Here is a 25,794-nt window from a genome sequence, read left to right as displayed (position 1 = left end):
ACAACTCTTTGCCGCAAATCCAAAGAATGAGTCGGCATTCCTTTCTCTCCTTCCTCTTGAATACCTGTACCCTATTTTAAATTAAAAGGCTGTAACTCAGACCCAGCGGTTGCTAGCGAGGTTGCCCTTCTATCTGGAGCGACTACAACTGCTGGTGGACACCTGGATTGCTGATCTGGCGGGGGTGGATCCGGCGGCGCTGGACTACTTAAACCAGTTGCTCGATCCTCAGTCGTTGATGAGCTGGGCGGTTCGCTCGGGACAACGGGTGCTGGTGCAGTCTTTCGACTTCACCCGCGGTTTGCTGGGTGGTCTGCTAACCACGGTGCTGACCCTCTTCATTTCCGGCTACATGCTGGTGAGCGGCTCTGACTTGGTGCGGGGCTTGGTGGAGTTGTTTCCTTATCCCTGGAATGAGCGGCTTGCTGAGCAGGTACACCCGATGGCCCAGCGCATGGGGGGCTACATCCAGGGGCGGGTGCTGGTCTCTGCCATTTTGGGCGTGATGATCACCGTCTCGCTTCGCTTTCTCGGCCTGTCGGAGTTCGCTCTGGCGCTGGGGGTGATCGCTGGGTTTACCAACCTTATCCCCTTCATTGGGCCGGTACTGGGATCCCTGCCCGCCTTGGTGGTGGCAATCGTTCAGGGGGGCTGGACTTTTTTGTGGGTGCTGATCCTATACGTTGCCGTTCAAAACCTGGAAACCTATGTGTTGGATCCTCTGTTGGTGGGATCCTCGGTGCAGGTGAAGCCCTTGTATCAGTTGCTGGCGGTGCTGGGCGGTACCCAGTTGTTGGGTATTGTTGGGGCGGTGATCGCCCCCCCGTGGGTGGCGGGTATGGCGGTGCTGCTGGAGAACCTCTATCTGAAGCCCAAGCAGGAGGCAGAGGTTCGAGCCAGGCTGTATGCTCGGGCCACCGAGGCTGCTGGTTCTTTGGCTTTGCCGGGGATGGATTCTGCCGACGCGAGCAACCCAGAGCCATCTTTTTCCTCTGGTCCGAATGGCTCTTCAAATGAGCCGGAAGAGTTGCCACAGGAAGAAAGTCTCTCGCCTGCCGATCCTGTAGCCGGAAGAAGTCCCTATTAGCAAGCTTCTCATCTATTCGCCTCTCTCCGCTCTCGGAGAAGGGCTATTGTGGTTGCTGGATAAGGGGCGCATCTCAGCGGTGACGGGCATCGAGGATAAACAGAGCACTGCCTACGACGAACAGGAGACTGGCTCCTATTCCCAGCAGGGTTTGGACAACCTTTAGATTGAGAAGGGTTGGAGCTGCGGGATCCCACGGAGAGGGGTCACTGCCCAAGGTCATCACCTCGCTCACCGCAAACAGGCCACTCCCCAGCAAAAACAACCAACTGGCCAACTCGTAGCGGTGGTTGCCTCTCATGTCTTCTCCGACTGCAAGTGTTCGTAGGCTTGAGCAGCGGCGGCCATTTCCGCAGCCTTTTTCGAGCGACCTTCACCGCGGCCCCAGCACCGCCCTTGCCCCCAAACTTCCATGGTGAAATGAGGGGGATGCTCCTGGGCGGCCACCAGGCGGTATTCGGGCAGGCTACCCCAAAGGCGTTGGGTGAGTTCTTGCAAGGCTGCTTTGGGGTTGCGCCGAGTGGGGTCTTGGAACCATTGCTCCACTCGTCGGTGTAAGTAGGGATCCAGCCAGGGATGCAGCCTGGGCAGCGTGTAAATACCCCAACTGAGATAAAAGGCTCCCAGGAGAGCCTCGAAAGCATCCGCCAGCCGCCGACCCCGTCCGGCCAAGTCGTTTTGAGAGCTGGATCCCACCTCCAGGTAGCGATCCAAGCCGTGCAGATCCGCCAGTTCTGCCAGGTAAGCATCGCTGGTCAGGTCGGAGCGAATCGCGGTCAGCTCTCCCACCGACAGATGGGGATAGGACTGAAACAAGAATTCCGTAACCAAAATTCGCAGGACAGAATCCCCCAACAACTCCAGCCGATCGTTGTTCCGTCGGCCATCCAGAGAAGGGTGAATCAGAGCCTGATCCAGCAGATCCCAACGCAGTTGTTCCAGCAAAGCCGGATCCCTGAATCCAAGGCGGGCCAGCAAATGCTCCAAGGCACGGCGACGGGGCGGGATCAACTCAACCATACACTCAGGTGCTGACGTTGCCTTAGCGGTCAGAACTGCACAGCTTGCAACCATTTTGACCTGAGCCATCTCACCCAGGCCGGGATCCCCGCTCAGGCGGTAAGCCAGCTATGCTACAGGAGTAGTATAGGCTTTTCGAGGGAGGATCTCGGCATGCCCATTCGCGCCAATTCCCCCATTCCCACGACCCAGATGGAAGTGACCAGCATTCGGCTGGAACGTGAGCTGAAGCAGCGACTGAAGGCGTTGGCCGGAAATCAGGGTTACCAGGCCCTCATACGGGAAATTCTTTGGAGCTATGTCCTACGCCACTCCCAAGGGGCTGCTGCCCTCAGTCCTGAGGATATTCGGGCCAGCTTCCCGGCCACGGCCCACCAAGCCCAATGCTGCGCTCTCACCGGACGGGCCATTCAACCGCAGGAGCCAATGTTGCTGGGGTGGACCACCGATGGGAAGTTTGTCGCCCTCAGCTCCTCCTGCTTTTAAGTTTTGGAGTCTCTGATACATTCACGCTGAACTCTCCTGAACATGGTTCAGGAAAGAAGCGATCGCATCCTGCCTATCTCTGAGCAGGAAGGCGGTATCCCGCAAAGCCCTGAGGAATACCCCCCGAGCGCTTTCCCCCTTCACTTCCCGGCAACCGTTGCGGTGGACTCAAGGATCAGGGGGAAACTTGGTCTACTATATCCCTCTCAATGACTTTTGCCAAACCGCCTAAAGCTCAGTAAATTCAGCAAAGTTCAGGGTTTTGGGGGTTAGAGGCATGCTCTCCAGTTGGCGAAAGGCTCCACCCGGCACGAATGCCACCCCTTTAGACGCCACGAAGTTCTCGATATTTTCTGGCCCGTTCCTCGGCTGGATCGGGGGCTTGAGCTTTGGCAACTGCCTCCTCCAGTTGGGCCATCACCGTCTCTGCCGGTTCAGCGGAGCGGACGACGTAAAACATTAGGTTAATGGCTTCGTTGGCCGTCAGTTTGAGGGTTTCTTTTCCTTTGGGCACCAGCGCGATCTTGCCATCTGTGGTTGTGATGGCTGTATGGGATCCCTTAGCCAGAATCTCCCCAGCTTTTTCCAGAGTGACAAGCATATCCGTAGCTCACGGCAGCAGGACATCTACTATCCTATCGAATGTCTTGGGGCAAACGTTCCAGAAGGGTCTAAGCCATTTGGCGGATTGGGTGGGTTCATCATGGGTTGCCATGCTCTGCCAGCCAAGCATACAAGTGGGGAAACAACTTTTGATTGGCTCCCGGGAAGGGAAATTCCGACAGTTCCGCCGGGCTGACCCAGCGCACCTCGCTACATTGCAGGGCTTGAGCTTCTCCGCCCAGGTAGCGGCAGATAAAAGCAATAAGAGTAACGGTGAAATGGGTGTAGGCATGTTCGATGGTGGCCAGCGGTGCGACCACCTCGATGTCGATGCCGATTTCTTCCTTCACCTCCCGCACTACACACTCAGCAGCCGTTTCTCCCGGCTCGATTTTCCCTCCGGGAAACTCCCACAGCCCACTGAGCATTGAGCTTTCCAGTCGTCGATCGATAAGGATTTCTTTTCCCCGCAGAACAATGGCAACCGCGATTTGCTTATGAGGACGAGAGGCACGGGGTGCAGACATAGGCAATTGTTGGTGTTGACCTCGATTGTAGGCGCTGCAATCCGCTTGCCAAGGGCACCGGCCACAGTGAGGCTTTTTGGGACGACAGACGGTAGCTCCCAAATCCATCAGGGCTTGGTTAAAAGCCCGTGGCTGCACAGGATCCAACAATTGCTGGGAAAGCTGCCACAACAGGGGCAGACACTGGGCCGGAGGCTGTTGCAAAGCCACCAAGCGAGCCAACACCCGCTTAACGTTGCCATCCAAAATGGGCAAAGGCTGATCGAAGGCAGCGCTGAGAATGCCGCCGGCTGTGGTGCGCCCGATCCCCGGCAGAGCCAGCACCTGCTCCAAATCCCTGGGGAACTCGCCGTTCCGTTCCCGCACCAGGATTTGGGCGGCTTTGTGCAAGTTCAGGGCCCGCCGGTAGTAGCCTAGGCCCTCCCACAGTTTCAGCACCTGCTGCTGGGGGGCTGCCGCCAATGCTGGGATCCCGGGCAGGGTTTGCATCCAGCGCTGAAAGTAGGGGATAACTGTTGCCACCTGGGTTTGCTGTAACATCACTTCCGAAACCCAAATGGCGTAGGGATCCCGGGTGCGGCGCCAGGGCAGATCCCGCCCGTGTTCACGGTACCAACGCTGAAGAGACTGCCGCAAGCGTTGCAAGAAAGCCTCGTCCCACTCCCCTCCTTTGCTCGGAAGGCTGGCAATGTAGGAAAAACTGACCTCGGCTTCTGATATGGGCTGAGACTCAAGCTGCGTAAGCAAAGTGCAAAGCCCACCAGATCAGGGCCGAAACCACACCGGCCACAATTCCTGCCGAGATCAAAACGACAATTGGGCTATCTGCCCCCTTGAACTTCATAATGCCGCGATTGTAGTCAGCCATCCTTGCCTCCTACCAGCTCTGGCGTTGGGGTTGTCAGGGATGTTGATCGGGATCCAGATCTGCCAGCTCTATTCACAGGGAAAGCTGTGGCGAAGATGTCCCAGTAGAGGTGCTCCGCACCGCCGGCGCAAACATGCCTGGGGAGAAGCACCGTCCTCGGTCATGCATGATACAACCTTAGCATGGAACAGACTTTGACCCTGGTGATTTGGACTGTTTGGAATAACCAGAAGCTAGGCAACCCGCAGGACTAACCGGTCTGCTTCCCACTGTCGAAATAGGTTGAGAAGGTGGTCGGCTCTCTCTTCATGGGCAGCCAGGATCTCAGCGCCAGAACGGGCTTGATTGGCCAAGGGCAGCAGCAGCTCCACCACTTGGTAGCGGGTAGAGGCTATCATCTTGCCCGGGATGCGGGCGACGGGCCAGAAAATATCCATCTTCTGGGTCAGGATCTGGGCCGGATCCAGCTTGCCCAACAGATCTGAAAAGGGGATTTTTTGATCCCAGTAGCGCACGCTGCCATAGCGGACGAACAAGGGGTTGAGTTGCCAGCGGGATCCCTTAAAAAATTCGACTGTAAAGGGATCCCAAGTTGTTATCTTTTGACCTTGATGGCAGCACCAAAAGAGATTTTGCGTGTGATATAGGGGCTCCAGATACTCGATGACCCGCAGTTGGTCGATGCGAGCAAGGGCCTCGTAGCGGCGATGGAACTCCGGGTGGGTGGCGGCAATCAACGGCCTGGCATTCCAATAGTCCAAGTAGGGGGCTACATCGATAAACTCCAGCCCGGCTTGGGCAAGCAAGTCGGGAATCTCGCCGATGTCGAAAGGAATATCATTGGCATGGAAGAAATTATCGACAATGTTTTCATCTTGTCCATAGTATTCTTGGTGAGCCTTGGCGTGCTTGGCCAAAAGGGAATTGGGGCTGGCTCCCTTCAGCAGTTGCCGCACAAATTCGATCTTTTCTGGGGTTGCAGGTGGGGTGATGCCCAACAACTCCAAGGCTCGCCGAATGCGGTACAGATGCCAACGGCCTGAACGGTTGTAGAGCATCAGCGCCATCACCCCGTCGGCAGCTAGGCGCGAGGCCAAGTTCCTCAAAGCCTTGACGGGATCGGCAGTGTGGTGGATTACCCCGTAGGAGCTGATCATGTCGAAGCTGCCTTCGGGCCAAGTAGAGGGATCCAGCAGATCCCCGTACTGCACAGAGCAGTTGCGTAGGCCGTGGTGCTTAATTCGCTTTTGGGCAATCTCTAGGGCCGGGCGGCTGATGTCGATCCCGACCACCGACCCATAGCCGGGGTTGCTGGCGGCAATGCCATGCACCTCCCAGCCGGTGCCACACCCTGCCACCAAAAACCTGGATCCTGTGGGCTCTTGCAAGGTGCGGGTGCGGGCGTACTGCGCCAAGGTATAGCTGCCCAGACTGGAGAAGCCCTCAAAGGGCCGGTCGTAAGGAATAGGAGGGTAGGGGAACGTCTCGTACTGGGCCTGCACCGCCCGGGTAATCTCGGCTTCGCTCACCAAAAGCACTTCCTCCCACGCGTTCCCCCCCATCCTAAGGTCTTCTTGACGCTTTGAGCCGGGAGATCTTGCTGGGTTGCCCGTCTGAGAACCTGGCCCTTCACAGCCTGGTTGTAAACCCCGCCGGAGGCAGAGCGGGCGGGACGGAGTCCTCACAAAACCGAGTGAGGCAGGCGACCCTCTGCCGAGCCGTTGGCTAAGGCCCTGCCAGAGCGTGAGTTGCCCGCTTGTAGGCTTCCTCCAGCGTCTCTGCCAAGGTGGGGTGAACGTGCACCAAGCCGGCCAGTTCTCGCACCGTGGCCCGGCGAGCAATGGCCTGAGCTGCCTCGTGAATCAAATCCGCCGCATGGGGCCCGAAGATATGGGATCCCAGCAGTAGGCCGGTGCTCTTGTCAAAGACCAGCTTGACCATGCCCTCTGTCTCTCCCGAAGCAATGGCCTTGGAGTTGCCGCCAAAGTAGGTGCGCACCGTGCCCACGCTGTAGCCTTCCTCCTTGGCCTGAGGTTCGGTCAGCCCCACAAAACCCATTTCCGGGTGAGTGAACACCGCGGCCGGGATGCTGAGGTAGTCCATGTAGGCAGTACGGCCACAGATGTTTTCCACGGCCACTCTCCCCTGAGCTGCCGCCGCGTGGGCCAACATCATCTTGCCGGTCACATCCCCAATAGCCCAGAGGTGAGGCAAATCGGTGGCCATGCGGCTATCGACAGGAATAAACCCCCGTTTGCCGGTGTCGATGCCCAACTCGGCCAAGCCCAGCCCCTCTGAGACCGGGATCCGACCGGCAGCCACCAAGCAGCCATCCACCTGCAGCGTCTCGCCGTTGGAGAGGTGAATGGTCACCGGCTGGCCGGGGATCACCTGCCGAGCCAGCACGCCCACAAAGGTTTGAATGGAGCGGGGCTTGATCAGCACTCGCTGGGCCAGGCGGGCAATGTCTGGGTCGAAAGCCGGCATCAGGGTCTCTAGGGCTTCGATGAGGATGACCTGGGATCCCAAGGCAGTGTAGATGTCGGCAAACTCCTGGCCAATGTAGCCACTGCCGATAATCGCTAGGCGCTCCGGGATCCACTCCAGCCGCACCGCCTCGTCGCTGGTGAACACCGTCCGGCCATCCACCTCGATGCCAGGGGGCACAAAGGGGCGGGAGCCCGTAGCAAGAATAACATCCTGCGCCGTGTAGGTATAGGATCCCTTCTCTTCCTGGACTTCCACCTGCTGGGGTGCCACCAACTTGCCCCGCCCTCTCAGGATTGTTACCCCCAGCCTCTCCAGGGAGCGGGTCATGTCGGCGCGGATTTTCTCCACCACTTGGGCAGCATGATTGGCAATAGCCTCTCGGTTCACCTGAAGGGATCCCACTTGGATGCCCAGCTCAGAGCTGTGTTGCAGTTCCCGCAGGCGTCCGGAGGCGGCCAAGAGAGCCTTGGAGGGGATGCAGCCGCGGTTGATGCAGGTGCCGCCCATTTCTGCACCTTCAACGATGGCGGTCTTCAGGCCAGATTCGACCGCATGTAAAGCAGCGCCGTGACCGCCGACGCCGGCACCGATGATGATCAAGTCAAAATCGAAGCTCATGGCGAGATTGGATAACCGGTGCTTCATTCTCTCATCTTGTCGGCCTTCCCAGAAACCAGGCTGAGAGCACCCAAACCATGGGGTAGCATAGGGTCGCTTGTAGCTGGGGGGGAGCGGGGGTACGCATGGAACTGCAAGCTTTGATTTTCGATGTGGACGGCACGCTGGCGGACACGGAGCGGGATGGCCATCGCGTGGCCTTCAACGCCGCCTTTGCCGAGGCAGGGCTGGACTGGCACTGGTCGGTGGAGCTGTACGGCCAACTCCTGGCCATTACGGGGGGCAAAGAGCGCATTCGCCATTTCGTTGCAACCTGCCAGCCGCCGCTACCCCCTGGTGAAGATTTAAATGCCCTCATTGCCCGGCTGCACCAGGCCAAAACCCGCCACTACACTGCCCTATTGGCCCAAGGGGGGATCCCACTCCGCCCAGGGGTGAAGCGCCTCCTGCAGGAGGCCCAAGCTGCTGGGATCCGTCTAGCCATTGCCACCACCACCACGCCGGAAAATGTAACGGCCCTTTTGGAGCACGCGCTGCCGGAGAGCCTGAGCTGGTTTGAAGTGATCGCTGCCGGCGATATTGTCCCCGCCAAAAAGCCCGCCCCCGACATCTACTTCTACACCCTGGAACAGATGGGGCTGCCCCCTCAAGCCTGCCTGGCCTTTGAAGACTCGGAGAATGGGCTGCGCTCTGCCCAACAAGCGGGGGTCCCCACTGTGGTGACAGTAAACGACTATACCCGGGATCAGGATTTTTCCGGGGCAGCTTTGGTGTTGGATCACCTAGGGGATCCTGAGAATCCCTTTCGGGTGTTGGCGGGAACGGTGGGATCCCACCGCTACTTCACCCTGGAGTTGGCCTGCCAAGTCCATGCCCAAGCCATTCCCTCTGAGGTGGGAAACTGATGTCAGCAGCAGAGCTCCCAGACCTGCAGCAGCGCCTAGAGGCCCATCTGCGCCAGGTGGCCCAGCCGCGGGATCCCGACTGGTCGCCCTTGGGCCATCAGCAGGTGGAGCGCTACATCCAAGAGCAGCTCTCTGGCTGGGGATCCCTGGAGTCCTTCCCCTTTGAGGCCGGTGGCCGCCTGCACCGCAACTGGATCTTGAAATTGCCGGGATCCCGTTCTGGCCGCCAACCCATCCTCATCGGAGCCCACTTTGACGCTGCCCCGGCAACCCCTGGAGCAGACGACAACGCCAGCGGCGTGGCGGTGTTGCTGGAGTTGGCCCGCCATTTTGCTGCCGAGCCGGCTTCTTCTCCGCTGTGGCTGGTGGCTTTTGACCTGGAGGAGCGGGGAATGGTGGGCAGCACAGCCTACGCCCGCTTTCTTAAACAGCAGCGCCAGCCCCTGCGGCTGATGCTCTCTCTGGAGATGCTGGGCTACCGGGATCCCGCCCCCGGATCCCAGGACTATCCCGCCGGCCTTGAGAAGCTTTACCCCAACCGGGGAGATTACATTGGCCTTATTGGCAACTGGCCCACCTGGGGGGATCTGCTCAAGCTGCAGCGTGATTTTCAAAAAGTGGGGATCCCTTGCTGTTGGTTGTTGGCCGGGCAGCGAGGCTTGATCCTACCTGCCACTCGCCTGAGCGATCACTCCCCCTTTTGGGATGCGGGTTACCCTGCCGTTATGGTTACCGACACCGCCTTCTTGCGCAACCCTCACTACCACAAGCCAAGCGACACCCTCGAAACCCTAGATCAAGACTTCCTGACGGGGGTCTGCCAGGGCTTGATGGCCGGGATCCGCTTGCTGTAGCTCCTCCAAACCCCCCAGTCATTCCGGCAGCAAGTAGCGTGCGTTGAATCCCAACTCCCCTCTCCTGGAAGGAGGCTAGGGGTAAGGATGGAATTGGCATCCTCAGTACGGAGATTTCTCCAGGGGGTTCGCGATTCTGCGACCGAGTCCTTTGCTGAAGAGGGGAGACAATAGACGAGAGTAGTAAGACGAGAGTAGTAGCAGGGAAAAGGTTAAAAAACCTGCCTTGGCACTGTAAAACTCAGCAGGAGATTGCGTATGAGCGCTTTTGCCCAAGCTCCCAAAAAGTGTGTTTCCGCCGCCTTCAAAGAAGAGGGCAAGCTGCAAGAGTGTATCCAGCGGCTTTTGAACCGTGGCATTCCCAACGATCGCATCTCCATTATTGGCCGCAACTTTCAAACCGAAGCCAAAATTACCGGGTTTATCACCCGCAAAGAGGTGGTTCTGGACGGTCTGACCAATGGGGCCATCTATGGATCCCTGTTCGGATCCCTGCTGGGGCTGCTCACTGGCGTGGGGGTGCTGTTCATTCCCTTTTTGGGGGCAGTGGTGGCCGCTGGGCCTCTGGGAGCCGCTTTGTTGGGGGCAACGGGCGGCGCTTTGTACGGAGCACTGGGAGCGGGCCTGGGATCCGCCCTGATTGCCTTGGGTATGCCGCAGGAGAAAGCCGCCATCTACCAAACCCGGGTACAGGCGGGCGAGTTCTTGTTGGTGGTGCAAGTACCGGAAGAGAAGTCGGGCGAAATTTACTTGCTGCTGCAGAGTGCTGGCGGAGAGGAAGTTTCCATTGCCGACTTGAACTTGCCCGGTGAGCCAGAGGGAGACTTAACCCCAGAGAGCATCTCGCCGGAAATCCGCGCTGACCTCTCGGAAGAAGCGCAGCAAACCTTTGTGGAAGCCTACAACCAAGCCAAACAAGAGAGCAATAACTCCACCCATGCACTCCTCAAAGCTTGGGAAAAGGTCAAGCAAATTTTCACACGAGATGAGAAAGGGATCTTCTCCAAACGCAAGCCCTAGCCCAAAAAGTTTCCGAAGTAGCGAGAGCACAGTAAAGCGCCATCTCGCCGCTCTGCCTGTACGTGTTCTGGGTCTGCTCCAATTTTTTTTTAGCTGCAACCTTATATCCTGAGAATAGCCCGAAAAACTCTAACCTAACCTTGCAGGGGTGAGCCTATGGCTGCGAGTGACTTCAAGGATTACTACAAGATCCTGGGCGTCAGCAGAGATGCCTCTGCCGAGGAAATCAAGCGCGTCTATCGCAAGTTGGCCCGCCAGTATCACCCCGACGTGAACCCCGGCAACAAGGCGGCAGAGGAGCGCTTTAAGGAGATCAACGAAGCCTACGAGGTGCTCTCTGATCCAGAGAAGCGGCGGCGCTACGACCAGTTTGGGCAGTACTGGCAGCGGGTGGGTACTGGTTCTGCTGCTGGAATGCCCGGCATGGAGGGCTTCGCCCAATACGCCAGCTTCGAGGAGTTTATCAACGAGCTGCTGGGCCGTATGGGCTCCCGCCGCAGCGGGTTCCAGGGCTTCGCCGGCGGCTTTGGGCCGTTTGTTTCGGTGGATCTGCCGGGGCAGGATGTGGAGGGCACTCTGGGTCTCAGCTGGGCAGAAGCTTTCCACGGCACCCAGAAACGGCTGAACCTAGATGGAGAAACGCTAACCATCCGCATTCCCCCCGGCGCTAAGCCGGGCAGTCGCATCCGCGTCAAGGGCAAAGGCCAGGTCAGCCCCTTTGGCGGGCCAAGAGGGGATCTCTACCTCACTTTGGAGCTGCCCCCCCATCCCTTCTTCCGCTTTGACGGAGACAACCTGCTCTGCGAGCTGCCCATTACTCCTGACGAGGCGGCTTTGGGAGGGACGGCGGAAGTTCCCACCCCTACGGGTCGCGTGCAACTGAGGATCCCTGCCGGGGTAGACAGCGGCCAAACCCTGCGGCTGCGGGGCCAAGGCTGGCGGGATCCCCAAGGCCAGCGGAGCGACCTGCTGGTGCGGCTGAAGGTGGTGGCACCCAAATCCCTTTCCCAGACCGAACGGGATCTCTACGAAAAGCTGCGCCAAAGCCGTAGCTGGGATCCCCGCGCCCACTTGCAGGAGGTGAGTCTATGAGTTTGGCCATTGTGCGGGTAGAAGAACGGCTCTATACCTTCGAGCAGGCCACGGAACTGTTGGGGATCCCTCCCCACCTGCTGGAATGGCTGCTGGCCCAAGGCTTAGTGGAGGCCGAGAGCAGCTACCTGACCCCCCAACAGCTCAGGCGGTTGTTGCAAATGAGCCGCCTACACCGAGACTTGGGGCTTAACTGGACGGGGGCAGCGATGGTCTTGGACATGGCTCAGGAAATTGCCCGGCTCAGGGGGCAACTGCGCCACTACCGCGGATTTTGAGGCTGCCCAGCTAACCCATCAAGGAGATAAACTTCGATGAACCCTATGGAACAGATCATCCGACGTAGCCAGGTGGTGGGCCTGCTGGCCCTCGATGGCAGCACTGCTACCGCATTGGGTACCGTAGAAGAAATCTGGGTTGACCCAACAGGGCGGGTATGCTACTTCACCAGCCAGCAGGGGTACACCCCCCTGGAGCAGATTTCTCTCATCGGGCCAGACGCGCTGCTGACCTACTCTACCGTTTTTGCTACCCCCCTAACCCCCATCAGCTCTCTTTACCGCCGCACAGTGCGCATTGGGAATCGAGAGGTCGGCTGGATTGAGGATTTTCTCTTCGACTGGGAGACCGGATCCATTGCCGCCTATATTCTGGGTGGCAGCATTGCCGAGCCTTGGGGGGGGCGCGCCGTTCTCCTGCCTGAGGATGTGGAAGCCATTGATGTGGACGCGGTGGTGGTTAAGGAGGATGCTCCGCAGCGGCTGAAATCGGAAGCAGAAGGCTTAAAGAACTTTTGGAGCGAAAAATCTCGGCAGGTGAAACAGCTTATCCAGCGCATGGGGGATCGCCTCAAGGCGTTGGTTGGCCCACAGGATCCGCCGGAGGTGGTGCGCGTTAAGGTGAAGCAGGTGCGGGACGAGCTGGCCAAAGGGGGCAAGTTCGATCTCTCCCTACTGGACGAGGCGGCAGAGTTTCTGCAACACAAGTGGGAAACCTGGCAACATCGCCTCAGCCGCGCCGCTCAGCGCATGCAGGCTGCCCTTCAGGCTGCTTGGGAGAAGCTGACCGAATAGCAAAGAATGACTCTGCAACCTCTGGCCTGCGGTCGCCTCAGATGCTGCACATTTGCTTCCCAACTGCTTCCCAACTCCCCTCTTCCTCTGGGAAAGGGGCTGGGGGGCAACAGCATGAGGTGCTTGGGGAGTCCGTCCCACTGCTCGACCGGAACTGTTGCAAGCCAGTCCTCGACCAAACCCAGCTGACGGACGGCGGCTTTTTCGGCTACGATCTAAGATCGCTGTCAATGCTCGGATCAGGTTTCAAGACCCCCGCAGGGCACCTGTACGGCAGGGAGAAAGATGACTTACGCAATTGTGGAAACCGGCGGTAAGCAGCTTTGGGTGGAGCCGGGGCGTTTTTACGAGGTCGATCGCCTGGCGGAAGTGGAGGAGAACAGCCCCTTCGATTTGTCTCGTGTGCTGTTGATCAACCACGAGGGACAAATCACGTTGGGGCATCCCTACGTTTCGGAGGCGGTCGTCAGGGCACGGGTTTTACAGCATCGGCGCGGCGATAAAATCATCGTTTACAAGATGAGGCCGAAGAAAAAGACCCGCAAAAAGAGGGGTCATCGGCAACCGCTGACCCGTCTGCTGATCGAGTCTATTGAACTCAATGGGGTGCCCCTAGCCACGGCACCATCCCGTACGGAAGCGGCTCCAGAGTCTAACCCAGAGGCAGCCCCTTCGGCAGCGGCGACAGGGATCCCTGCGGATGAGGAATAAACTCTGAACTCAGGTGTCCTGAATCCCGATTTTTTTATCTCGTTTCTGTTGATCACGCAGTTGCATAGGAGGCGTTATGGCTCATAAGAAGGGAACGGGCAGCACTCGCAACGGTCGAGATTCCAATGCCAAGCGGCTGGGGGTGAAGCGCTATGGGGGCGAGCTGGTGCATCCCGGCCACATTCTGGTCAGGCAGCGGGGCACCAAGTTTCACCCAGGGGTGAACGTGCGCATCGGCGGCGACGACACCTTGTATTCTGTGGTCACCGGCATTGTGACTTTTGAGCGCTATGGCAAGTGGCGGCAAAAGGTGAGTGTCTACCCAGCTGAGGTGGCTGCCCAGTAGGGAAAGGCCCAGCTTTGAAACTGCCTGGGAGAGCATGACTCTAGTCAATAATAAGCTCAACTATACTGAAAATAATGTATAATATGTTCAGTACGGATTACTACCAGTTGATCTTTCTGTTTACTTTCGAGTCTGCCAACATGGTAGCCAAAGCAAAGCAGAAAATTGGTAGTAAGACGACACGGAAACTGCGCTTTGGGTATTCTACTCAAAGCTTTGCGGGATACCGCCATTCTGGTTGGAAACAAACAGAATGCTATCGCTGCATAGTTGAACAGTGATGTTCAGCAGTGCTCAGCGTAAATGTATCAGTTTCTTCCGCAAGAGAAGATTCTCGCTTCTGTCGACCAAGCTGCTTGCCGGGCTGAAAACTGTCTGCTCCAGAGCAGACAGGGTTTTGCTGTTGCTGATTCCTGAACTTTTTTCGTTCTTGAGGATTGGGGCCAGCCGGAAGAGGAGAGGAGCTAGGGATCCCTGACCACTTAGGGGCGAAAATGGCAAAAGCGTGGAAGGCAGAAAGCTGATGCGGGTGTATTTGTTTCGCTGGGCAGGGTTGCTTCACCTCATTGCCGGGGTGATGTACCTCTACTGGCGACTGACAGCCGGGCTGATGGATTTGGGATCCCTTTTGTTTTGGGGGGCAGAGCTGTATGTTTGGCTGGCGGCGGTGGGCTTTACCCTCAGCCGCTATCCCCAAGTGCCGAGAGAGACGATCCCATCCCCAGAGGTCCTGCGGCGGTCGTTTTTCCAATTGCCGCGGGTGGATGTACTGGTGCTGCGCCAGTGGGATTCTCTGGAGGCAACCCGGCAAACAGTGCTTTCGGCTCTGCACCTCGACTACCCTTGGGAGCGGTTGTTTGTCCACATTGTGGATCGGGTAGAAGATGAGGAGATGGCCAAGGCGGCGCGGGCCATTCCCTGCGAATACTGGGCCTGCCCTAGCCCCACAACCGACCCCCTGGCTTACGCGATGGGATCCCCTCATATCCAAGGGGAGTATCTCCTCCTAGTACAGCCGGGCCATTTTCTCGAGCCGGACTTCCTGTGGCAGACCTTGCCCCGCTTTTACGACTCGCCGGAGCGGGCTCCCATCGCCAATCGTATCGGGTTTGTGCAGGCGATGCTGCGCACCCTAGGCCAGCCCAGAGCCGTTCACCCCCTGCAACAGCTCTTGGCGGTGGGATCCCAGGGCTACCAGGCGGCACCCCTGTTGGGTTCTGGCTGTCTCATCCGGCGCAAGGCTTTGGAAGGGATCCCGCGGATCGACATTCGTCGCCCTGTGCAGTTGGGGTGTCAGATGCACTGCCGTGGCTGGCAATCTCAATTGGTTCGCCAAACCCAGGTTACGGGTGTTTTGTTGCCCTTGCGCAACCGCCGCGTTGCTTTGCTGGCTTTGTTTTCGGCCTTGAGGGAAAACCCCTTTTGGGGCAAGCCGACCACACAGCAGCAGCGCTTTCAATACCTGTGGCTGGCCCTCTGGGCTGCCGGTGGGATGGCGGAGCTGGTCTACTTGGCGGTGCCGATGGTCTTTCTCTGCACGGGGTGGATGCCGGTGCCGGCTTTCAACCGGGTCTTCTTCGCGTGGTTTTTGCCTTATGCTCTCCTAGGGCGCATCAGTTGGCTCTTGGCCTTTCCCCCGCATTTGTGGGGGGCAGCTTGGCAGTCGGAACGGCAGACGGGCAGCCAGTTTTTTCAGTCCATCCAGGCGCTGGTGCAAAGTCTGCGGGGAGTGCCCCCCTATCCCGAGCAGCCTTCCCAGCTCTCCTTAGGACCTCAGGCTCTGGCTATTGTGCTGACTTTTCTGGCTATGGGGGTGGGATCCCTGCGTTCTGCCGGCAGTTGGGATCCCTCTTGGCCTGAGCTGCTGTTTGGCTTGGTCTGGGCCTTCTACAACCTGATGATCCTGACGGTGCGCCCCGACGATCACGATTTTGCCGGCTTTGCTTTTCCCAGCAGCAGCGCCGCTGCGGCGACAGAAGAGAGCGCCGACCCATAGGCTGCCAAGCCAAGACAAGTTCATCGCAAAACCAAATCCCCACATCCATTCAGCTGCTGCATGGATGAAATGGCAGGCTGCCGCGGCAGATGGTGGGCAAACGCTATGCTGTGAGAAGTGTAGGATAAGTGGATCGGCACAGGTTGTCTCCAACTCTCCGGGGAGGTGTACCGGTGGAGAGGGGGGATCCCTGGCCAAGTCGCCCCTCCTGTTTGCAGGATTGAACGCGGTCTTCTAGGTTCAGAACGACACACCTGTGGAGTCAGAGAGACCCCCCCTTCGACTGCTTCCCCTGGGTACGGATCCCCGTCAACAGGGCTGTGCCTATTGGGTGGAGATGGGATCCCACCGTTTGCTTCTCGATTGCGGGTTGCCCGCTCCTGCCCTCTTTAAGGCTCTGCCAGGGATCCCGGATGCGGTAATCTGCAGCCATGCTCACTTTGACCATGTGCAAGGGCTACCTGCTTTTCATCGTCGTTACCCTCAGGTACCTCTCTACGCCACGCCGGTGACTGCTCATTTGGCCGCTGGTCTGTGGGAGTGTGGCGTTTGGCCAGGCTACGACCGGGACATTCGCTTTCCCCCCTTTCGGGCGCTGCCTTTGGGCCGGGCGCGAGAGATTTTGCCCCATCTGATGCTCACTTTCTTTGCGGCTGGGCATCTGCCGGGAGCGGCGGCAACCCTGCTGCAAAATACCCAAACCACTCCGGCCCAAGCCTGCGTGTACACGGGCGACTGTTCCCTGGCCTCAACTCGCTTTGCCCCTGGCTTGGATCTCATTGCTTTGCGCCACTGGCAGCCGGACGTGTTGCTCATCGAGGCTTCGCTGGGATCCACCCGCCATCCACCCCGTCGTCACCTGGAAAATCGCCTGGTGGAGCGGTTGCTCAGCGCCTTGGAAGCGGGGCAAACGGTGCTGTTTCCCCTGCCGGTGCTGGGGTTGGGGCAGGAGCTGATCTTTCTCCTCAAAGCCCACCACCGCTTTACCCAAGCCCCCCAAGAGCTCAAGATATGGGTGGCGCCGGGGCTGGCGGCAGGCTGCAATCTCTACGAGCGCTTGCTCACCTACCTGCCGGAGCCGGTGCGCAATTTCGCCACCTACCAGCCCTTGTTCTGGGAAGACCGCCTGCAGCCGCGGGTTCAGCCCCTTACCGAAGCGGATCCTCTGCCCCAAGGCTTGCTGCTGTGCGACGCCGATGCCCGGCCTGAGGCTTGGGATCCCATCTGGTCGAGATTGCTGGCCCAACCGCAGCGCTCCTGTCTGCTGGTGCGGCTGCCGGAAGTGGAGCTGGCCACCCCGTTTGAGCGTTGGCCGGCGCCGCTGCGCTCCCGCCTTGCGGTGGAATGGCTGGCCTGGCACAGCCACAACGATGTCGGGCATCTCACCCAGATCGTCCACACCTTTCGCCCCGAACATGTAGTCTTGGCAAACACCAGCCCCCAGCAGGCTCAAGATCTGGCGGATCTGCCGGAGCTGTGCAATCGCTACCATGTCCACTGCCCCCAGCCCGGACATTGGCTGGAGCTACCCGACGGCCGCCTGCAAACCCCGGTCAAGCTCCCGGATTCTCCTGCCGAGGTCACGGATCCCGCTGTGCGCTACGAGGGGGAGGTGGAAGAAGTTTGGCAGGAGCAGGGCTCGCCGCGGGCTTTGGCGGGGGTACAGGTGCGTCTGCCCCCCCAGATTACCCAGGATCCCCGTTGGCCGGCCTGGGCCGATACCGGCTTAGTGGAAGCCCGCTGGCAGGGATCCGAACTGGTGCTGCGCGGCCTTTCTCCACGGGAGCTGATCCGCCCGGCAGAGGCTGCCCCTTCTCCAGCAGGGATCGTGCCGCGTCCAAAACAGCCTTCTGTATCCAGTCATCACGGTGGCAAAAAGTGCCAAAATTGTCGCTTTGCCCGCCAGATCTTGACTTCCCAAGCCCAAGCCTTTCGCTGCGATCAGGAACGCTCTCCCCTCTACCGCCTCAGGGTGGATCCCCAGGGGAGCTGCCCCTACCATCAGCCGCAGGAGATCCGCTCTTCCGGTTAGCCGTCAAGCCAGGGAAGCCCAAAGGCTAGAATGGGGCAAGTCGCGGTGCCAACCATGCTTGAGCAAGATTCCTGGGCAAATCATCGCCGTAGGCCGGTCGGATCCCTGGAGCGCCCAGCCGAGGCCTTGGCTGCGGCCAGCCCACCCGTAGTGCAGATGGTTGGGGTGAACAAAGTCTATCCACTGCCGGAGGGCAGTTTTCAGGCCCTCTACGATATCGACTTGGCGATCCAGCCGGGAGAGTATTGCGCCATTATGGGGCCCTCTGGATCCGGCAAATCCACCCTGATGAACCTCATCGGCTGCTTGGATCGGCCCAGCTCAGGGCGCTACTGGCTGGATGGGGTGGAAGTTTCCACCCTGACCGATCGCGATTTGGCCCACATTCGCAACCAAAAAATCGGCTTTGTCTTCCAGCAGTTCCATCTCCTGCCCGTCTTGACGGCGCTGGAGAACGTCATGCTGCCCTTGGCCTATGCTGGGATCCCGGAGCCGGAGCAACGCCGGCGGGCCAAGCAAGCCCTAGAACAAGTGGGCTTGGGGAGCAAACTGCAGCAGCGTCCGGCCCAACTCTCCGGCGGCCAGCAGCAGCGGGTGGCGATTGCTCGTGCCATTGTCAACCGACCCCAACTGTTGCTGGCTGATGAGCCGACTGGGGCTCTGGATAGCCATACCGGCCAGGAAGTGCTGAACCTTTTTGCGGAGCTCCACCGGCAGGGCATCACCCTGGTCGTGGTCACCCATGACCTTGAAGTAGCCCAGGCCGCCCAGCGCATTATCCGGGTTGGGGATGGCCGTTTGCTGGATTGAGGAAGACAGGGATCCGCCTGGGGGCAGTTGGGTTCAGGAGAGTTCCCAGTTGCGGTGAACTGGCGTGCCGGATGGATCCCTGGCCTCACTTTGGGTGAAGGTCGAAGGGAATGTCTTAAACGGGCATGGGATAACCCTATCTATGATGGCCCAGCTTGGGCTACTCTAAACGCAACTGAGGGCTTGGGAAGAGGATCCGTCCATGAAACTGATCGAAGATATCATCCGATTTTTGGAAACCCGCCTGGAGGAATTTCTCAGGGCCCACCCCGAGATCGAGCTGCAAGCCCTCGATGAGCAGTTGCGCCAGCAGGAATCCGATACCCTGCGGCTGTTGCAGGAAAGCCGCGTCCAAGAGGAGGCTCTCCAAAAAAGCATTCTCAACTTAGCCGAGGAGATTAAAACCTGGCACTTTCGCATTGAGAAGGCGCAGCGGGCCAATCGTCCCGATCTAGCCGAAGGAGCGCGACGCCGGGAGGCTGAGCTGTTGGAGAGGGGCAGCCAGCTATGGGGTCAAATGAAAGCCCAAAAGGAGAAAATCCAACAAATGGAAGCCCTGCTGCCGCAGATTCGCCAGCGCCGCCAAGAAGTGAAGGCTAAGCTGCAGGAGGTAAGAGCCGCGCAAGCCAAAGGCATGGACAACCCGGACCGGAATTTCAGCCCTTGGGGAAAACCTTTCGAGGCTTGGGATGAATTGGAAGAGCAATTTCGTCAGCTAGAGGTGGAAAACGAATTGAATGACACGAAGAGGAAGGTGCGGGAACAGCAGCGGCGGTAACAGCCTGACCCAAAATCTTGTTAGTTTGCTAATGTTGAATCCAGTCGCAACAGCCAAAATCGAGCTGGGCGGAACTTGTGATTCTGGGCGGAACTTGTGATTTAAGCCCTTGGTCTCAAGAGCCATAGCCACATCATTTCCAGAACTTTCTCTGGCACCGACCGGGAAGAAAAGTCTCTCCTCTCCCCCAAGAGTGATACGCTATTGGGCATGAATGAGTTGTATCTGAATCACCCCACATTTGGTCTGCTCTACAGCCTGTGTCAGGTCGACGAAAATCAGGCTCTCTTCACCACTCTCTACGCCCAAAGGCTCTTTTTTCGGGTTTACTTCAGGCCGCCGGATAACAGCGGGGATCCTGCTGCCATGGAGGAGTTGGTCTTCGATCCGATTAGCCGTAATGAGGCTCGCCAGCTCATCGAAGAGCAAATGCGCCTGCTGCGCCGTGCTGCCCGCCAAGATGAGCTAGAACAATTGCAGTTGATCTACAAGCAAACCTTTTCGTAAACTACCCGACCCTGACTGCTTCGCAGTACAGGGCGGGCTTTCGGTAGCCCTGCAGTTGGCAAGCCAACCACGAACCTCTAGGCTGGTTTACAGCAGCCCCCAAAAGCACAATCACATTCGCACCATTCAAATCCGCATCCCCTTCCCATCCACAGTGCCCACACTTAAACTTCTTTCCACTGCGATAGGATTGCGCAGGGTCGGGATGGATGTGCAAACACCGGTGACAGGTCTGCGACGTGTAGGCAGGCGGCACCAGAATCAAAGCAACTCCTGCACGCAGAGTCTTGTATTCCAGAAACTGCCTCAGTTGGTAGAACGCCCAACTGTTGGCCCTGCGTCGCTCGGCTTTGCTGCGGGGTTGTTGGTTGATACGCTCCCGTATCCCTGTCAAGTCTTCCAGAGCAATAGCGCTGTTTGTGACCTTTGCCCTAGAGACAATAGCTTTGGAGATGCGATGATTGACCCACGCCTGAAAGCGTCTCTCCTTGCCAGACAGCCGTTGCAACAGTTCTCTGCATCTGCGCCGCGAACTGCGTGTGCCCTTACTGGCTTTGCGTTGGAGTACCGCCCTCAACCGGGAGTAGTGGTCTCGGACTCTGTTCAACTGCTGTCCATTCCAGTTCTTCCCCTCTGAGGTATGAGCGATATCTGTCCTTCCCAAATCCACCCCGATCACCTTGTCGGTATCTTGTTGCTTGGGTGGTTTTTTCTCTACGCAAATCTGGATGTAGTAGGAGCCGTCTCTGCGCTTGACCAGAGTGGCCGATTTGGGGTTAGAGCCAGCCAGCATTCCCCTCTGGTAGTTGCCAATGGCTAGCTCAAAGCGTTCTCTCCCTTCCACCGTGGTCAGCGACACCGTCCAGTCTTTCTCGCGGAACGAAAAGATACGAGCGTCGTAGGTAGCGAAGCCACCCTTGAACGCTTTGACGGGGCGGTTTTTCTGTTGGGCAACTTTACGGGCACCGGCCAGCCGTCTGCAGACCTGCTGGTCGCGTAAGCGGGACGTAGTCCTTGCCAAGTTACTGGACAAGCCGAACCGGGCACGGATTTCGCGGTAGCACAGAGATTGAAGTTTAACGGCGTTGGTGACTTTCTCGGGCGTGTTTTGGTTGACCCAGTTCAACGCCTGCACAAAGGCATCCAAGGTCGCGTCCAACTTTGCGGCCTGCGACTGGGACACCTTGAGCTTACAGGAGACGGTCAGAACTTGGGTCATGGTTCTATCGTAACTTCCGCATTCCTCCCGACACTGACCCTACGGGTACAGCGCGGGGCTCCTGCGATTTCTAGCTGAAGGTCTTGCAGGGCTCAGGACGAGGGTTTTGTTCCTCAGATAAGATAGCCACCTAAAACTGAGACAGAAAGCGCAGGTCGCTGGTATAAAACAGGCGGATATCCTGAATGCCGTGGAGGAGCATGGCCATCCGCTCAATGCCGATCCCTGCCGCAAATCCGGTGTAGCGCTCCGGGTCGTAGCCCACCGCTTGAAATACATTGGGATCCACCATGCCGCAGCCGAAGATTTCCAGCCATTTCGAGCCAAAGCGCACGTCCATCTCAGCAGAAGGCTCGGTAAAGGGAAAATAGCTGGGCCGAAAGCGGGTTTCTCGCTTGCCCAATAGGCGGGTGATGAACGTGTTGAGGGTGCCCTTCAGGTCGGAAAAGGTGAGGTTCTCGCCCACCGCCAAAATTTCCATCTGGTGAAACACGGCGGAGTGGGTGGCATCCACGGTATCGCGGCGCATCACGCGACCGGCATGCACAATGCGTAGCGGCGGCTGGTGTTGCTCCATGTAGCGCACCTGCACCGAGGAGGTTTGGGTACGCATCAGGTAGCCATTGGCCAGGTAGAGGGTATCCTGCATATCCCGCGCCGGATGGTCGGCAGGGGTGTTGAGGGCCTCGAAGTTGTAGTACTCCGTCTCGAGCTCAGGCCCATGCACCACGGTGTAGCCCATTCCCACAAAGATATCGAGCATGCGGTCGATGGTGGCCTGCAGCGGATGGATCCGCCCCAGAGGCCGACGGGGCCCGGGCATAGTGACATCCAGGCGCTCTGCTTCTAGGCGGGCCAGCAGTTGAGCTTCACCAAGGGCCTGTTTGCGCTGCTCCAGACTGGATTGGAGGGCCTCTTTAAAGGTGTTGGCCAAAGCGCCAATGGCAGGCCGTTCTTCTGGGGGCAGCTTCCCCATTCCCCCCAAGATTTTGGAGAGCTTACCTTTCTTGCCCAGGTAGTCGATGCGGATCTGTTCCAGAGCCTCCAGACCGTCAGCTTGTTCCACTTGGGCGAGGGCCTCGCTTTGCAGGGTGAGAAGCTGTTGGCGAAGCGTGTCTTTTTCGTCTTGCATGGGGCCGATTCCAAGGGCAGAAGGGATCCCTGGGGTTGTGAGGAATCCCTACAAAGGTATCACAGGAGGGAGCTCGGTCGCGCCTTTGCATCCGATGGGGTTGGTCGGCAGCAGGGGGAACCCTTTTGGGGAACTAGCTCTGAGGCGCCGAATCTGGCAACAGACACCCCAGAGCGTCACACCCTGCCGGTCCCTCTGCTGCCAAGGTAAAGTTGCGGTCGTAGCGGGCCAGGGCCGCGAAGAAGTTATCTGTCCGCCGTCTCTGCTTGACCTCGGCCACCAGTCGTTCGTAGGTGGGCTTGTCGATTTTCTCAAAAGGCAGGCGGGGGAAGGGGGCATCGAAGCGGGCCAGCAGCGCTGCGCTGATGTATCCCTCGTCATCGCGGATGGCTTCGTAGATACGGGATCCCAGAGCTTCCACCTCGTCCTCCCGCAGCTCGATGGTGGCGGAGGTGTTGTGGGTGGTGTAGTACTTCTGAACCTGCATATAGAAGTCAAACTGGGCCAGGGCCGAGAATTGCTCGATCTCGATCTGGCCAGCACCGGGCAGGTTGGCCCATTCTACTTCCACAGGCAGTTCCACCAGCCATTCGGTACAGCGGGGATCAAAGGGGTCGTTGAGCAAGTTCCCGTTTTCATCTTTGTCCGCCTGAGCAGGTACCACCGAGTAGCCATAGTCCAGACAGGCCAGCGCCACCGGGTCATTTTTGGCAAAGGTGATGCGGCGGATGTAGCGTTGGGCTTTGGGCGGGTGCCAGCCGGGAGAGGCGTTGGTGAGCAGCGACTTGGTGCCGGCGGGCTGAACCGTGGTGCAGCGGTTGGGGCGGCGCAGGCTGTGGCGGTCGCAGTAGTCCCAGACCACGCGGTGGACGATCTCCTTCCAGCGGCTGAGGTATTCCCGCTCCTGCTGCTTGAATTCCTTCCCGATGGGGGTATCGGGTCTCCCTTCCTGCCACCAGCGCAGCCATTCAACCCCAAAGGCTTTGACGCAAAAGTCGAACAGGCCTGTGAACGAGACGCCGACGATGGGATCCCATTCCCGCGAGCGCTGGAAGCGAGGTTCCACAAAGTGGTGGTGGAGCAGAGCTGCCACCGTGAGGGCTCCCGCCGTGAAGGCTTCCTCTTGCTCTTGCCGGTTGTGGGGATCCAAACGGTTGAGGTGGATCTCGGCCAAGTTGCAATGGAATGTGTGGCCAATAATCTCGCCACAGTTGTGGACAACAAACCCATTGGCATCAAAGCACGCTGGGCCGGGGACAGTACAGTCATACACCGGCTCTACCCCGTCTGCCTCAAGGGCAGCAACCGTCACAGCAAACCGCTCTCGGTTGAGCTGGCGCTTGTAGCCATTCAGCAGTGCCTCTAGCTTTTGGGCTTTGTGCGGTTCCCGAAAGCCGACCCATTCCTGGAACAGATGCAAGTTGTCGTTGGCAATAACCAATTCGTGCTGGGCTTTGCAAGCGTATGGTGCAGGTTGGCGAGCACTGTTCGGCAGCAGGCGATATCCAGCAGGACGGCGATTCTCATACAAAACTGCAATGATGCCCAGCCGCGCCAGCATGCGCTGAACCGCTTTGAGGGTACCCAGATGGCTTTGAGAGAGCCGCACGCTAACCCCTTTCTCCTGATTACCTTGCACGCTGCCATCCGCATCAAAGAGCCCGCACAAGAAGCCTCGATGAAACTGGAAGCTGGTGGCTTCGAGCGCCTCTGTCATCTGCTTTTGTCCGGGCCTCATGCCGAACTGGGCCGCCAGTTTTGCCAACCCCCTGGAGCCGATAACCCGCAACCCAAGCTGCGCATAGTGATATGCCTCTGGCTGGCGGGGCTCGTAACCCACTGCCGTTTGCAAAAGCTGAATCGCATACTGGCTCATTTCGGCTTGGGTATCTTGCCAATAGCGTAATAAAGCCGTGTCGTTCCACGGGGTTGCCGTAAGGCTACCGTCACCCAGCAAATTCCCCAAAAGCCAGCCTTCTTCCCAGGTACCCGCCCCATCCCACGGGGTGAGATCGCGATGGTTGTGCAGCAGGATGCGGTCGCCCGGTTGTAGGCTTTCTGCCGGTACCCACTCGGTGTATTGTGCCTTTTGGGTTTGAGCGGTGACTTTGAGAACCCGATGGTTGCCTGTCAGCCGCAGAGAGAACCCTTCCTTGGTCAAAAGCTTCAGCACAGGCTTGGTACCGGAGTAGAAGAACCCCTCCGGTGTGGTACTGAATAGTTCTCCATTGACATAGGTGCTGTGCTGCTTCCCAATCAGGTCTCTCACCTGGCGCGGCCCATCGCCCGTGTGCACCCAGGTATCGGCTGTCACGCAGGGATTCAGCCCATAGCGCCACAGGCGATCCTGAAGTTCCTCTTCCCCTAGGGAGGGATCCCGTCCCTTTAGCCATTCTCGGGCCGTTCCTGCCTCATAGGCTTTGAGAAAGTCGGGTTTTAGGTCGGGTGGGATAAGGTCGCAATTGGCCCGTGCTACGGCTTCCCCGGCCCACTGGATGGCCCCCTCGCCTGAGTAAAACTGCTTGCGCACGGCCTCAACACATTCTTCCCGCGTCGGCTTGCGGTGAAACACCCGCGTGTGGTTGGCCATGCGCAGGGCATCTCGCTCGGGATCAATTCTCCAGTTGCCGTTTTCGTCCTGCTGCCAGAGGTTGTCTTTGGCGGTGGATCCCAGCTGGTCGTCGGCAGCAAACTGACGAATGCCAGCGCTACGACGAATGTTTCCCGCCACCACCACCACCGCCGCCTCGTCGATGAGCAAACAGCACTCCACCGAGTTCAGTTGCCGACCTACCGCCCTGTTGAGGATGGCGGCACAGCGCTCGTACAAGCCGGGCAGCTTAATGGGGTTGGCTACGCCCCCAAACCCTTTCAGCCGCTCCCCAGCCGGGCGGACATCGCTCAAGTCCACTGTCACTTCCACCTGGCCCCCAAAGCTGGGATCCGACGCCAGCTCCAGCAGCGCTTGGTAGGACTCCACCCAGCCGCGGCGGCTGTCCCCCACCTGGATGTGCACCTGGGATCCCTGCCGGTGGATGCGGGTGTGCTCCTGCCGCTCTTCGGGAGGGGTGGTGCCGATGGATCCCTTCACGTGAACCCGCAGGCGGTTGACAATGGGGGGCAACTGGCGGATGAACTGGGGTTCCAGCACCGCTCCCGTGCCGCAGCCCATCATGGCCAGATCCATCATCAGGCCAAAGGCCCGCCAGTCCACCACCGCCAAACTGGTGCAGTTGTAGGCACCGGAGAAGTTTTCCGGCTTCTGGATCCAGTCGGTGCCCATCACCCACAAGGCTCGACCGGAGATCAACGCCTTCAACTGCTGCTGCATGCGCTCTACCAGCTCCCGCTCCTGGGGGGTAAAACGCCCCAGCCGGGCGATGTCGGCCAGGGTGCGCTCGCAGACATCGCCCCAGGTCTCGCGGCTGCCATCCGGGCGGCGACGGCTGTAGGTGCGGTAGAACACCGGGCTGGCCGCCGGGGCTGTGGCCGGAAACTCGCCCAGAGGCAGGGATCCCGTCGTTTCAGCGGGATCAAGTCCCTGTACTTCTTTGCTCTGTTCGCCTGAGTGGGACGAAATCCACACCATAGCCACACCCCTCCTGCAAAGCTCGGTAGTT

24 protein-coding genes and 1 pseudogene are annotated in these 25,794 nt (G+C 58.8%); 15 read left to right on the top strand and 10 right to left on the bottom strand.

The annotated features are described in order from the left end of the window. Nucleotides 1-91: 91 nt before the first annotated feature. A pseudogene (locus ACVWXE_RS08825) lies at nt 92-1,087 on the top strand (AI-2E family transporter); the annotation flags it as partial. A gap of 73 nt (nt 1,088-1,160) precedes the next feature. Here ACVWXE_RS08825 and ACVWXE_RS08820 read toward each other — a convergent pair. Together ACVWXE_RS08820 and rnc are read right to left on the bottom strand one after the other, a co-directional pair. Continuing rightward, nucleotides 1,161-1,388 (bottom strand): hypothetical protein, encoded by a 228-nt coding sequence (locus tag ACVWXE_RS08820; RefSeq protein WP_457490110.1) that lies wholly within the window; start codon nt 1,386-1,388, stop codon nt 1,161-1,163. Beyond that, nucleotides 1,385-2,107: a ribonuclease III gene (gene rnc / locus ACVWXE_RS08815; protein WP_011432396.1), complete on the bottom strand. Its 723-nt coding sequence runs from the start codon at nt 2,105-2,107 to the stop codon at nt 1,385-1,387. Before rnc ends, ACVWXE_RS08820 begins: the two co-directional genes overlap by 4 nt. Nucleotides 2,108-2,260: 153 nt before the next feature. Between rnc and ACVWXE_RS08810 the strand changes: the two genes are divergently transcribed. Then, nucleotides 2,261-2,593, top strand: a complete 333-nt coding sequence (locus ACVWXE_RS08810; protein ID WP_457444323.1) for a hypothetical protein — start codon at nt 2,261-2,263, stop codon at nt 2,591-2,593. A gap of 325 nt (nt 2,594-2,918) precedes the next feature. Here the strand turns inward: ACVWXE_RS08810 and ACVWXE_RS08805 are convergent, their stop codons facing one another. From ACVWXE_RS08805 to lpdA, 5 genes are all read right to left on the bottom strand, one after another. After that, nucleotides 2,919-3,194 carry a hypothetical protein gene (locus ACVWXE_RS08805; RefSeq protein ID WP_099812344.1) on the bottom strand — a complete coding sequence of 92 codons (276 nt, stop codon included), beginning with the start codon at nt 3,192-3,194 and terminating at the stop codon, nt 2,919-2,921. A gap of 100 nt (nt 3,195-3,294) precedes the next feature. Further along, on the bottom strand, nt 3,295-4,359 hold the full coding sequence (mutY, locus tag ACVWXE_RS08800) for an A/G-specific adenine glycosylase (protein ID WP_457490109.1): 1,065 nt from the start codon (nt 4,357-4,359) through the stop codon (nt 3,295-3,297). A gap of 94 nt (nt 4,360-4,453) precedes the next feature. Beyond that, a complete protein-coding gene (locus ACVWXE_RS08795; protein ID WP_011432392.1) occupies nt 4,454-4,591 on the bottom strand; it encodes a hypothetical protein in 138 nt (45 codons plus the stop codon). Nucleotides 4,592-4,824: 233 nt separating this feature from the next. Beyond that, nucleotides 4,825-6,153 carry a class I SAM-dependent methyltransferase gene (locus tag ACVWXE_RS08790; protein ID WP_457444321.1) on the bottom strand — a complete coding sequence of 443 codons (1,329 nt, stop codon included), beginning with the start codon at nt 6,151-6,153 and terminating at the stop codon, nt 4,825-4,827. A gap of 163 nt (nt 6,154-6,316) precedes the next feature. Then, complete coding sequence (gene lpdA, locus ACVWXE_RS08785) at nt 6,317-7,699, bottom strand: dihydrolipoyl dehydrogenase (protein ID WP_457490112.1); 1,383 nt, start codon at nt 7,697-7,699, stop codon at nt 6,317-6,319. Between the two features lie 125 nt (nt 7,700-7,824). Between lpdA and ACVWXE_RS08780 the strand changes: the two genes are divergently transcribed. From ACVWXE_RS08780 to ACVWXE_RS08720, 13 genes are all read left to right on the top strand, one after another. Then, nucleotides 7,825-8,604, top strand: coding sequence for an HAD family hydrolase (locus tag ACVWXE_RS08780; protein WP_457490108.1), 780 nt, complete (start codon nt 7,825-7,827; stop codon nt 8,602-8,604). Next, nucleotides 8,604-9,458, top strand: coding sequence for a M28 family peptidase (locus ACVWXE_RS08775; RefSeq protein ID WP_457490107.1), 855 nt, complete (start codon nt 8,604-8,606; stop codon nt 9,456-9,458). Before ACVWXE_RS08780 ends, ACVWXE_RS08775 begins: the two co-directional genes overlap by 1 nt. Nucleotides 9,459-9,716: 258 nt before the next feature. Continuing rightward, entirely contained in the window at nt 9,717-10,478 is a 762-nt protein-coding gene (locus ACVWXE_RS08770) for a ChaB family protein (RefSeq protein WP_414342452.1), read from the top strand. A gap of 156 nt (nt 10,479-10,634) precedes the next feature. Continuing rightward, nucleotides 10,635-11,570, top strand: a complete 936-nt coding sequence (locus ACVWXE_RS08765; protein WP_011432386.1) for a DnaJ C-terminal domain-containing protein — start codon at nt 10,635-10,637, stop codon at nt 11,568-11,570. After that, nucleotides 11,567-11,848 carry a chaperone modulator CbpM gene (locus ACVWXE_RS08760; RefSeq protein ID WP_011432385.1) on the top strand — a complete coding sequence of 94 codons (282 nt, stop codon included), beginning with the start codon at nt 11,567-11,569 and terminating at the stop codon, nt 11,846-11,848. The genes ACVWXE_RS08765 and ACVWXE_RS08760 overlap by 4 nt, the downstream gene beginning before the upstream one ends. Nucleotides 11,849-11,893: 45 nt before the next feature. After that, on the top strand, nt 11,894-12,643 hold the full coding sequence (locus tag ACVWXE_RS08755) for a PRC-barrel domain-containing protein (RefSeq protein ID WP_457384160.1): 750 nt from the start codon (nt 11,894-11,896) through the stop codon (nt 12,641-12,643). 285 nt (nt 12,644-12,928) lie between these two features. Further along, on the top strand, nt 12,929-13,354 hold the full coding sequence (rplU, locus tag ACVWXE_RS08750) for a 50S ribosomal protein L21 (RefSeq protein WP_011432383.1): 426 nt from the start codon (nt 12,929-12,931) through the stop codon (nt 13,352-13,354). A gap of 76 nt (nt 13,355-13,430) precedes the next feature. Then, complete coding sequence (rpmA, locus tag ACVWXE_RS08745; protein ID WP_011432382.1) at nt 13,431-13,700, top strand: 50S ribosomal protein L27; 270 nt, start codon at nt 13,431-13,433, stop codon at nt 13,698-13,700. Nucleotides 13,701-14,205: 505 nt separating this feature from the next. After that, the gene (locus ACVWXE_RS08740; protein WP_457490106.1) at nt 14,206-15,696 is read left to right on the top strand and encodes a cellulose synthase; all 1,491 of its coding nucleotides are present in this window, start codon (nt 14,206-14,208) and stop codon (nt 15,694-15,696) included. 256 nt (nt 15,697-15,952) lie between these two features. Then, nucleotides 15,953-17,728 (top strand): MBL fold metallo-hydrolase, encoded by a 1,776-nt coding sequence (locus ACVWXE_RS08735; RefSeq protein ID WP_457490105.1) that lies wholly within the window; start codon nt 15,953-15,955, stop codon nt 17,726-17,728. A gap of 54 nt (nt 17,729-17,782) precedes the next feature. Then, complete coding sequence (locus tag ACVWXE_RS08730; RefSeq protein ID WP_457490104.1) at nt 17,783-18,538, top strand: ABC transporter ATP-binding protein; 756 nt, start codon at nt 17,783-17,785, stop codon at nt 18,536-18,538. A gap of 202 nt (nt 18,539-18,740) precedes the next feature. Continuing rightward, a complete protein-coding gene (locus ACVWXE_RS08725) occupies nt 18,741-19,316 on the top strand; it encodes a TIGR04376 family protein (RefSeq protein ID WP_457490103.1) in 576 nt (191 codons plus the stop codon). Between the two features lie 210 nt (nt 19,317-19,526). Beyond that, nucleotides 19,527-19,823: a PipX family protein gene (locus tag ACVWXE_RS08720; RefSeq protein WP_011432377.1), complete on the top strand. Its 297-nt coding sequence runs from the start codon at nt 19,527-19,529 to the stop codon at nt 19,821-19,823. 1 nt (nt 19,824) lies between these two features. On the opposite strand, the gene ACVWXE_RS08715 is transcribed toward ACVWXE_RS08720, so the two are convergent. The 3 genes from ACVWXE_RS08715 to nrdJ all read right to left on the bottom strand — a co-directional run bounded on the left by ACVWXE_RS08715 (nt 19,825) and on the right by nrdJ (nt 25,763). After that, a complete protein-coding gene (locus ACVWXE_RS08715; RefSeq protein WP_457490102.1) occupies nt 19,825-21,042 on the bottom strand; it encodes an RNA-guided endonuclease InsQ/TnpB family protein in 1,218 nt (405 codons plus the stop codon). A 130-nt stretch (nt 21,043-21,172) separates the two neighbouring features. After that, a complete protein-coding gene (gene pheS, locus ACVWXE_RS08710) occupies nt 21,173-22,174 on the bottom strand; it encodes a phenylalanine--tRNA ligase subunit alpha (RefSeq protein ID WP_011432376.1) in 1,002 nt (333 codons plus the stop codon). A gap of 133 nt (nt 22,175-22,307) precedes the next feature. Next, entirely contained in the window at nt 22,308-25,763 is a 3,456-nt protein-coding gene (gene nrdJ / locus ACVWXE_RS08705; RefSeq protein WP_457490101.1) for a ribonucleoside-triphosphate reductase, adenosylcobalamin-dependent, read from the bottom strand. Nucleotides 25,764-25,794: the final 31 nt, after the last annotated feature.

It is taken from the genome of Thermostichus sp. MS-CIW-41, assembly GCF_054058915.1.
Note: the sequence above shows the minus strand (reverse complement) of the source record. Positions and strands in the feature narration are given on the sequence as shown.

Bases quoted from the DNA above. Each gene is read 5' to 3' on its own strand.
- ACVWXE_RS08820 (WP_457490110.1), bottom strand. From the start codon at position 1,388: ATGAGAGGCAACCACCGCTACGAGTTGGCCAGTTGGTTGTTTTTGCTG.
- ACVWXE_RS08775 (WP_457490107.1), top strand. From the start codon at position 8,604: ATGTCAGCAGCAGAGCTCCCAGACCTGCAGCAGCGCCTAGAGGCCCAT.
- ACVWXE_RS08770 (WP_414342452.1), top strand. From the start codon at position 9,717: ATGAGCGCTTTTGCCCAAGCTCCCAAAAAGTGTGTTTCCGCCGCCTTC.
- ACVWXE_RS08765 (WP_011432386.1), top strand. From the start codon at position 10,635: ATGGCTGCGAGTGACTTCAAGGATTACTACAAGATCCTGGGCGTCAGC.
- ACVWXE_RS08755 (WP_457384160.1), top strand. From the start codon at position 11,894: ATGGAACAGATCATCCGACGTAGCCAGGTGGTGGGCCTGCTGGCCCTC.
- ACVWXE_RS08720 (WP_011432377.1), top strand. From the start codon at position 19,527: ATGAATGAGTTGTATCTGAATCACCCCACATTTGGTCTGCTCTACAGC.
- ACVWXE_RS08725 (WP_457490103.1), top strand. From the start codon at position 18,741: ATGAAACTGATCGAAGATATCATCCGATTTTTGGAAACCCGCCTGGAG.
- ACVWXE_RS08760 (WP_011432385.1), top strand. From the start codon at position 11,567: ATGAGTTTGGCCATTGTGCGGGTAGAAGAACGGCTCTATACCTTCGAG.
- ACVWXE_RS08715 (WP_457490102.1), bottom strand. From the start codon at position 21,042: ATGACCCAAGTTCTGACCGTCTCCTGTAAGCTCAAGGTGTCCCAGTCG.
- ACVWXE_RS08790 (WP_457444321.1), bottom strand. From the start codon at position 6,153: ATGGGGGGGAACGCGTGGGAGGAAGTGCTTTTGGTGAGCGAAGCCGAG.
- ACVWXE_RS08730 (WP_457490104.1), top strand. From the start codon at position 17,783: ATGCTTGAGCAAGATTCCTGGGCAAATCATCGCCGTAGGCCGGTCGGA.
- rpmA (WP_011432382.1), top strand. From the start codon at position 13,431: ATGGCTCATAAGAAGGGAACGGGCAGCACTCGCAACGGTCGAGATTCC.
- rplU (WP_011432383.1), top strand. From the start codon at position 12,929: ATGACTTACGCAATTGTGGAAACCGGCGGTAAGCAGCTTTGGGTGGAG.
- ACVWXE_RS08780 (WP_457490108.1), top strand. From the start codon at position 7,825: ATGGAACTGCAAGCTTTGATTTTCGATGTGGACGGCACGCTGGCGGAC.
- pheS (WP_011432376.1), bottom strand. From the start codon at position 22,174: ATGCAAGACGAAAAAGACACGCTTCGCCAACAGCTTCTCACCCTGCAA.
- ACVWXE_RS08810 (WP_457444323.1), top strand. From the start codon at position 2,261: ATGCCCATTCGCGCCAATTCCCCCATTCCCACGACCCAGATGGAAGTG.
- nrdJ (WP_457490101.1), bottom strand. From the start codon at position 25,763: ATGGTGTGGATTTCGTCCCACTCAGGCGAACAGAGCAAAGAAGTACAG.
- lpdA (WP_457490112.1), bottom strand. From the start codon at position 7,699: ATGAGCTTCGATTTTGACTTGATCATCATCGGTGCCGGCGTCGGCGGT.
- ACVWXE_RS08795 (WP_011432392.1), bottom strand. From the start codon at position 4,591: ATGGCTGACTACAATCGCGGCATTATGAAGTTCAAGGGGGCAGATAGC.
- ACVWXE_RS08805 (WP_099812344.1), bottom strand. From the start codon at position 3,194: ATGCTTGTCACTCTGGAAAAAGCTGGGGAGATTCTGGCTAAGGGATCC.
- rnc (WP_011432396.1), bottom strand. From the start codon at position 2,107: ATGGTTGAGTTGATCCCGCCCCGTCGCCGTGCCTTGGAGCATTTGCTG.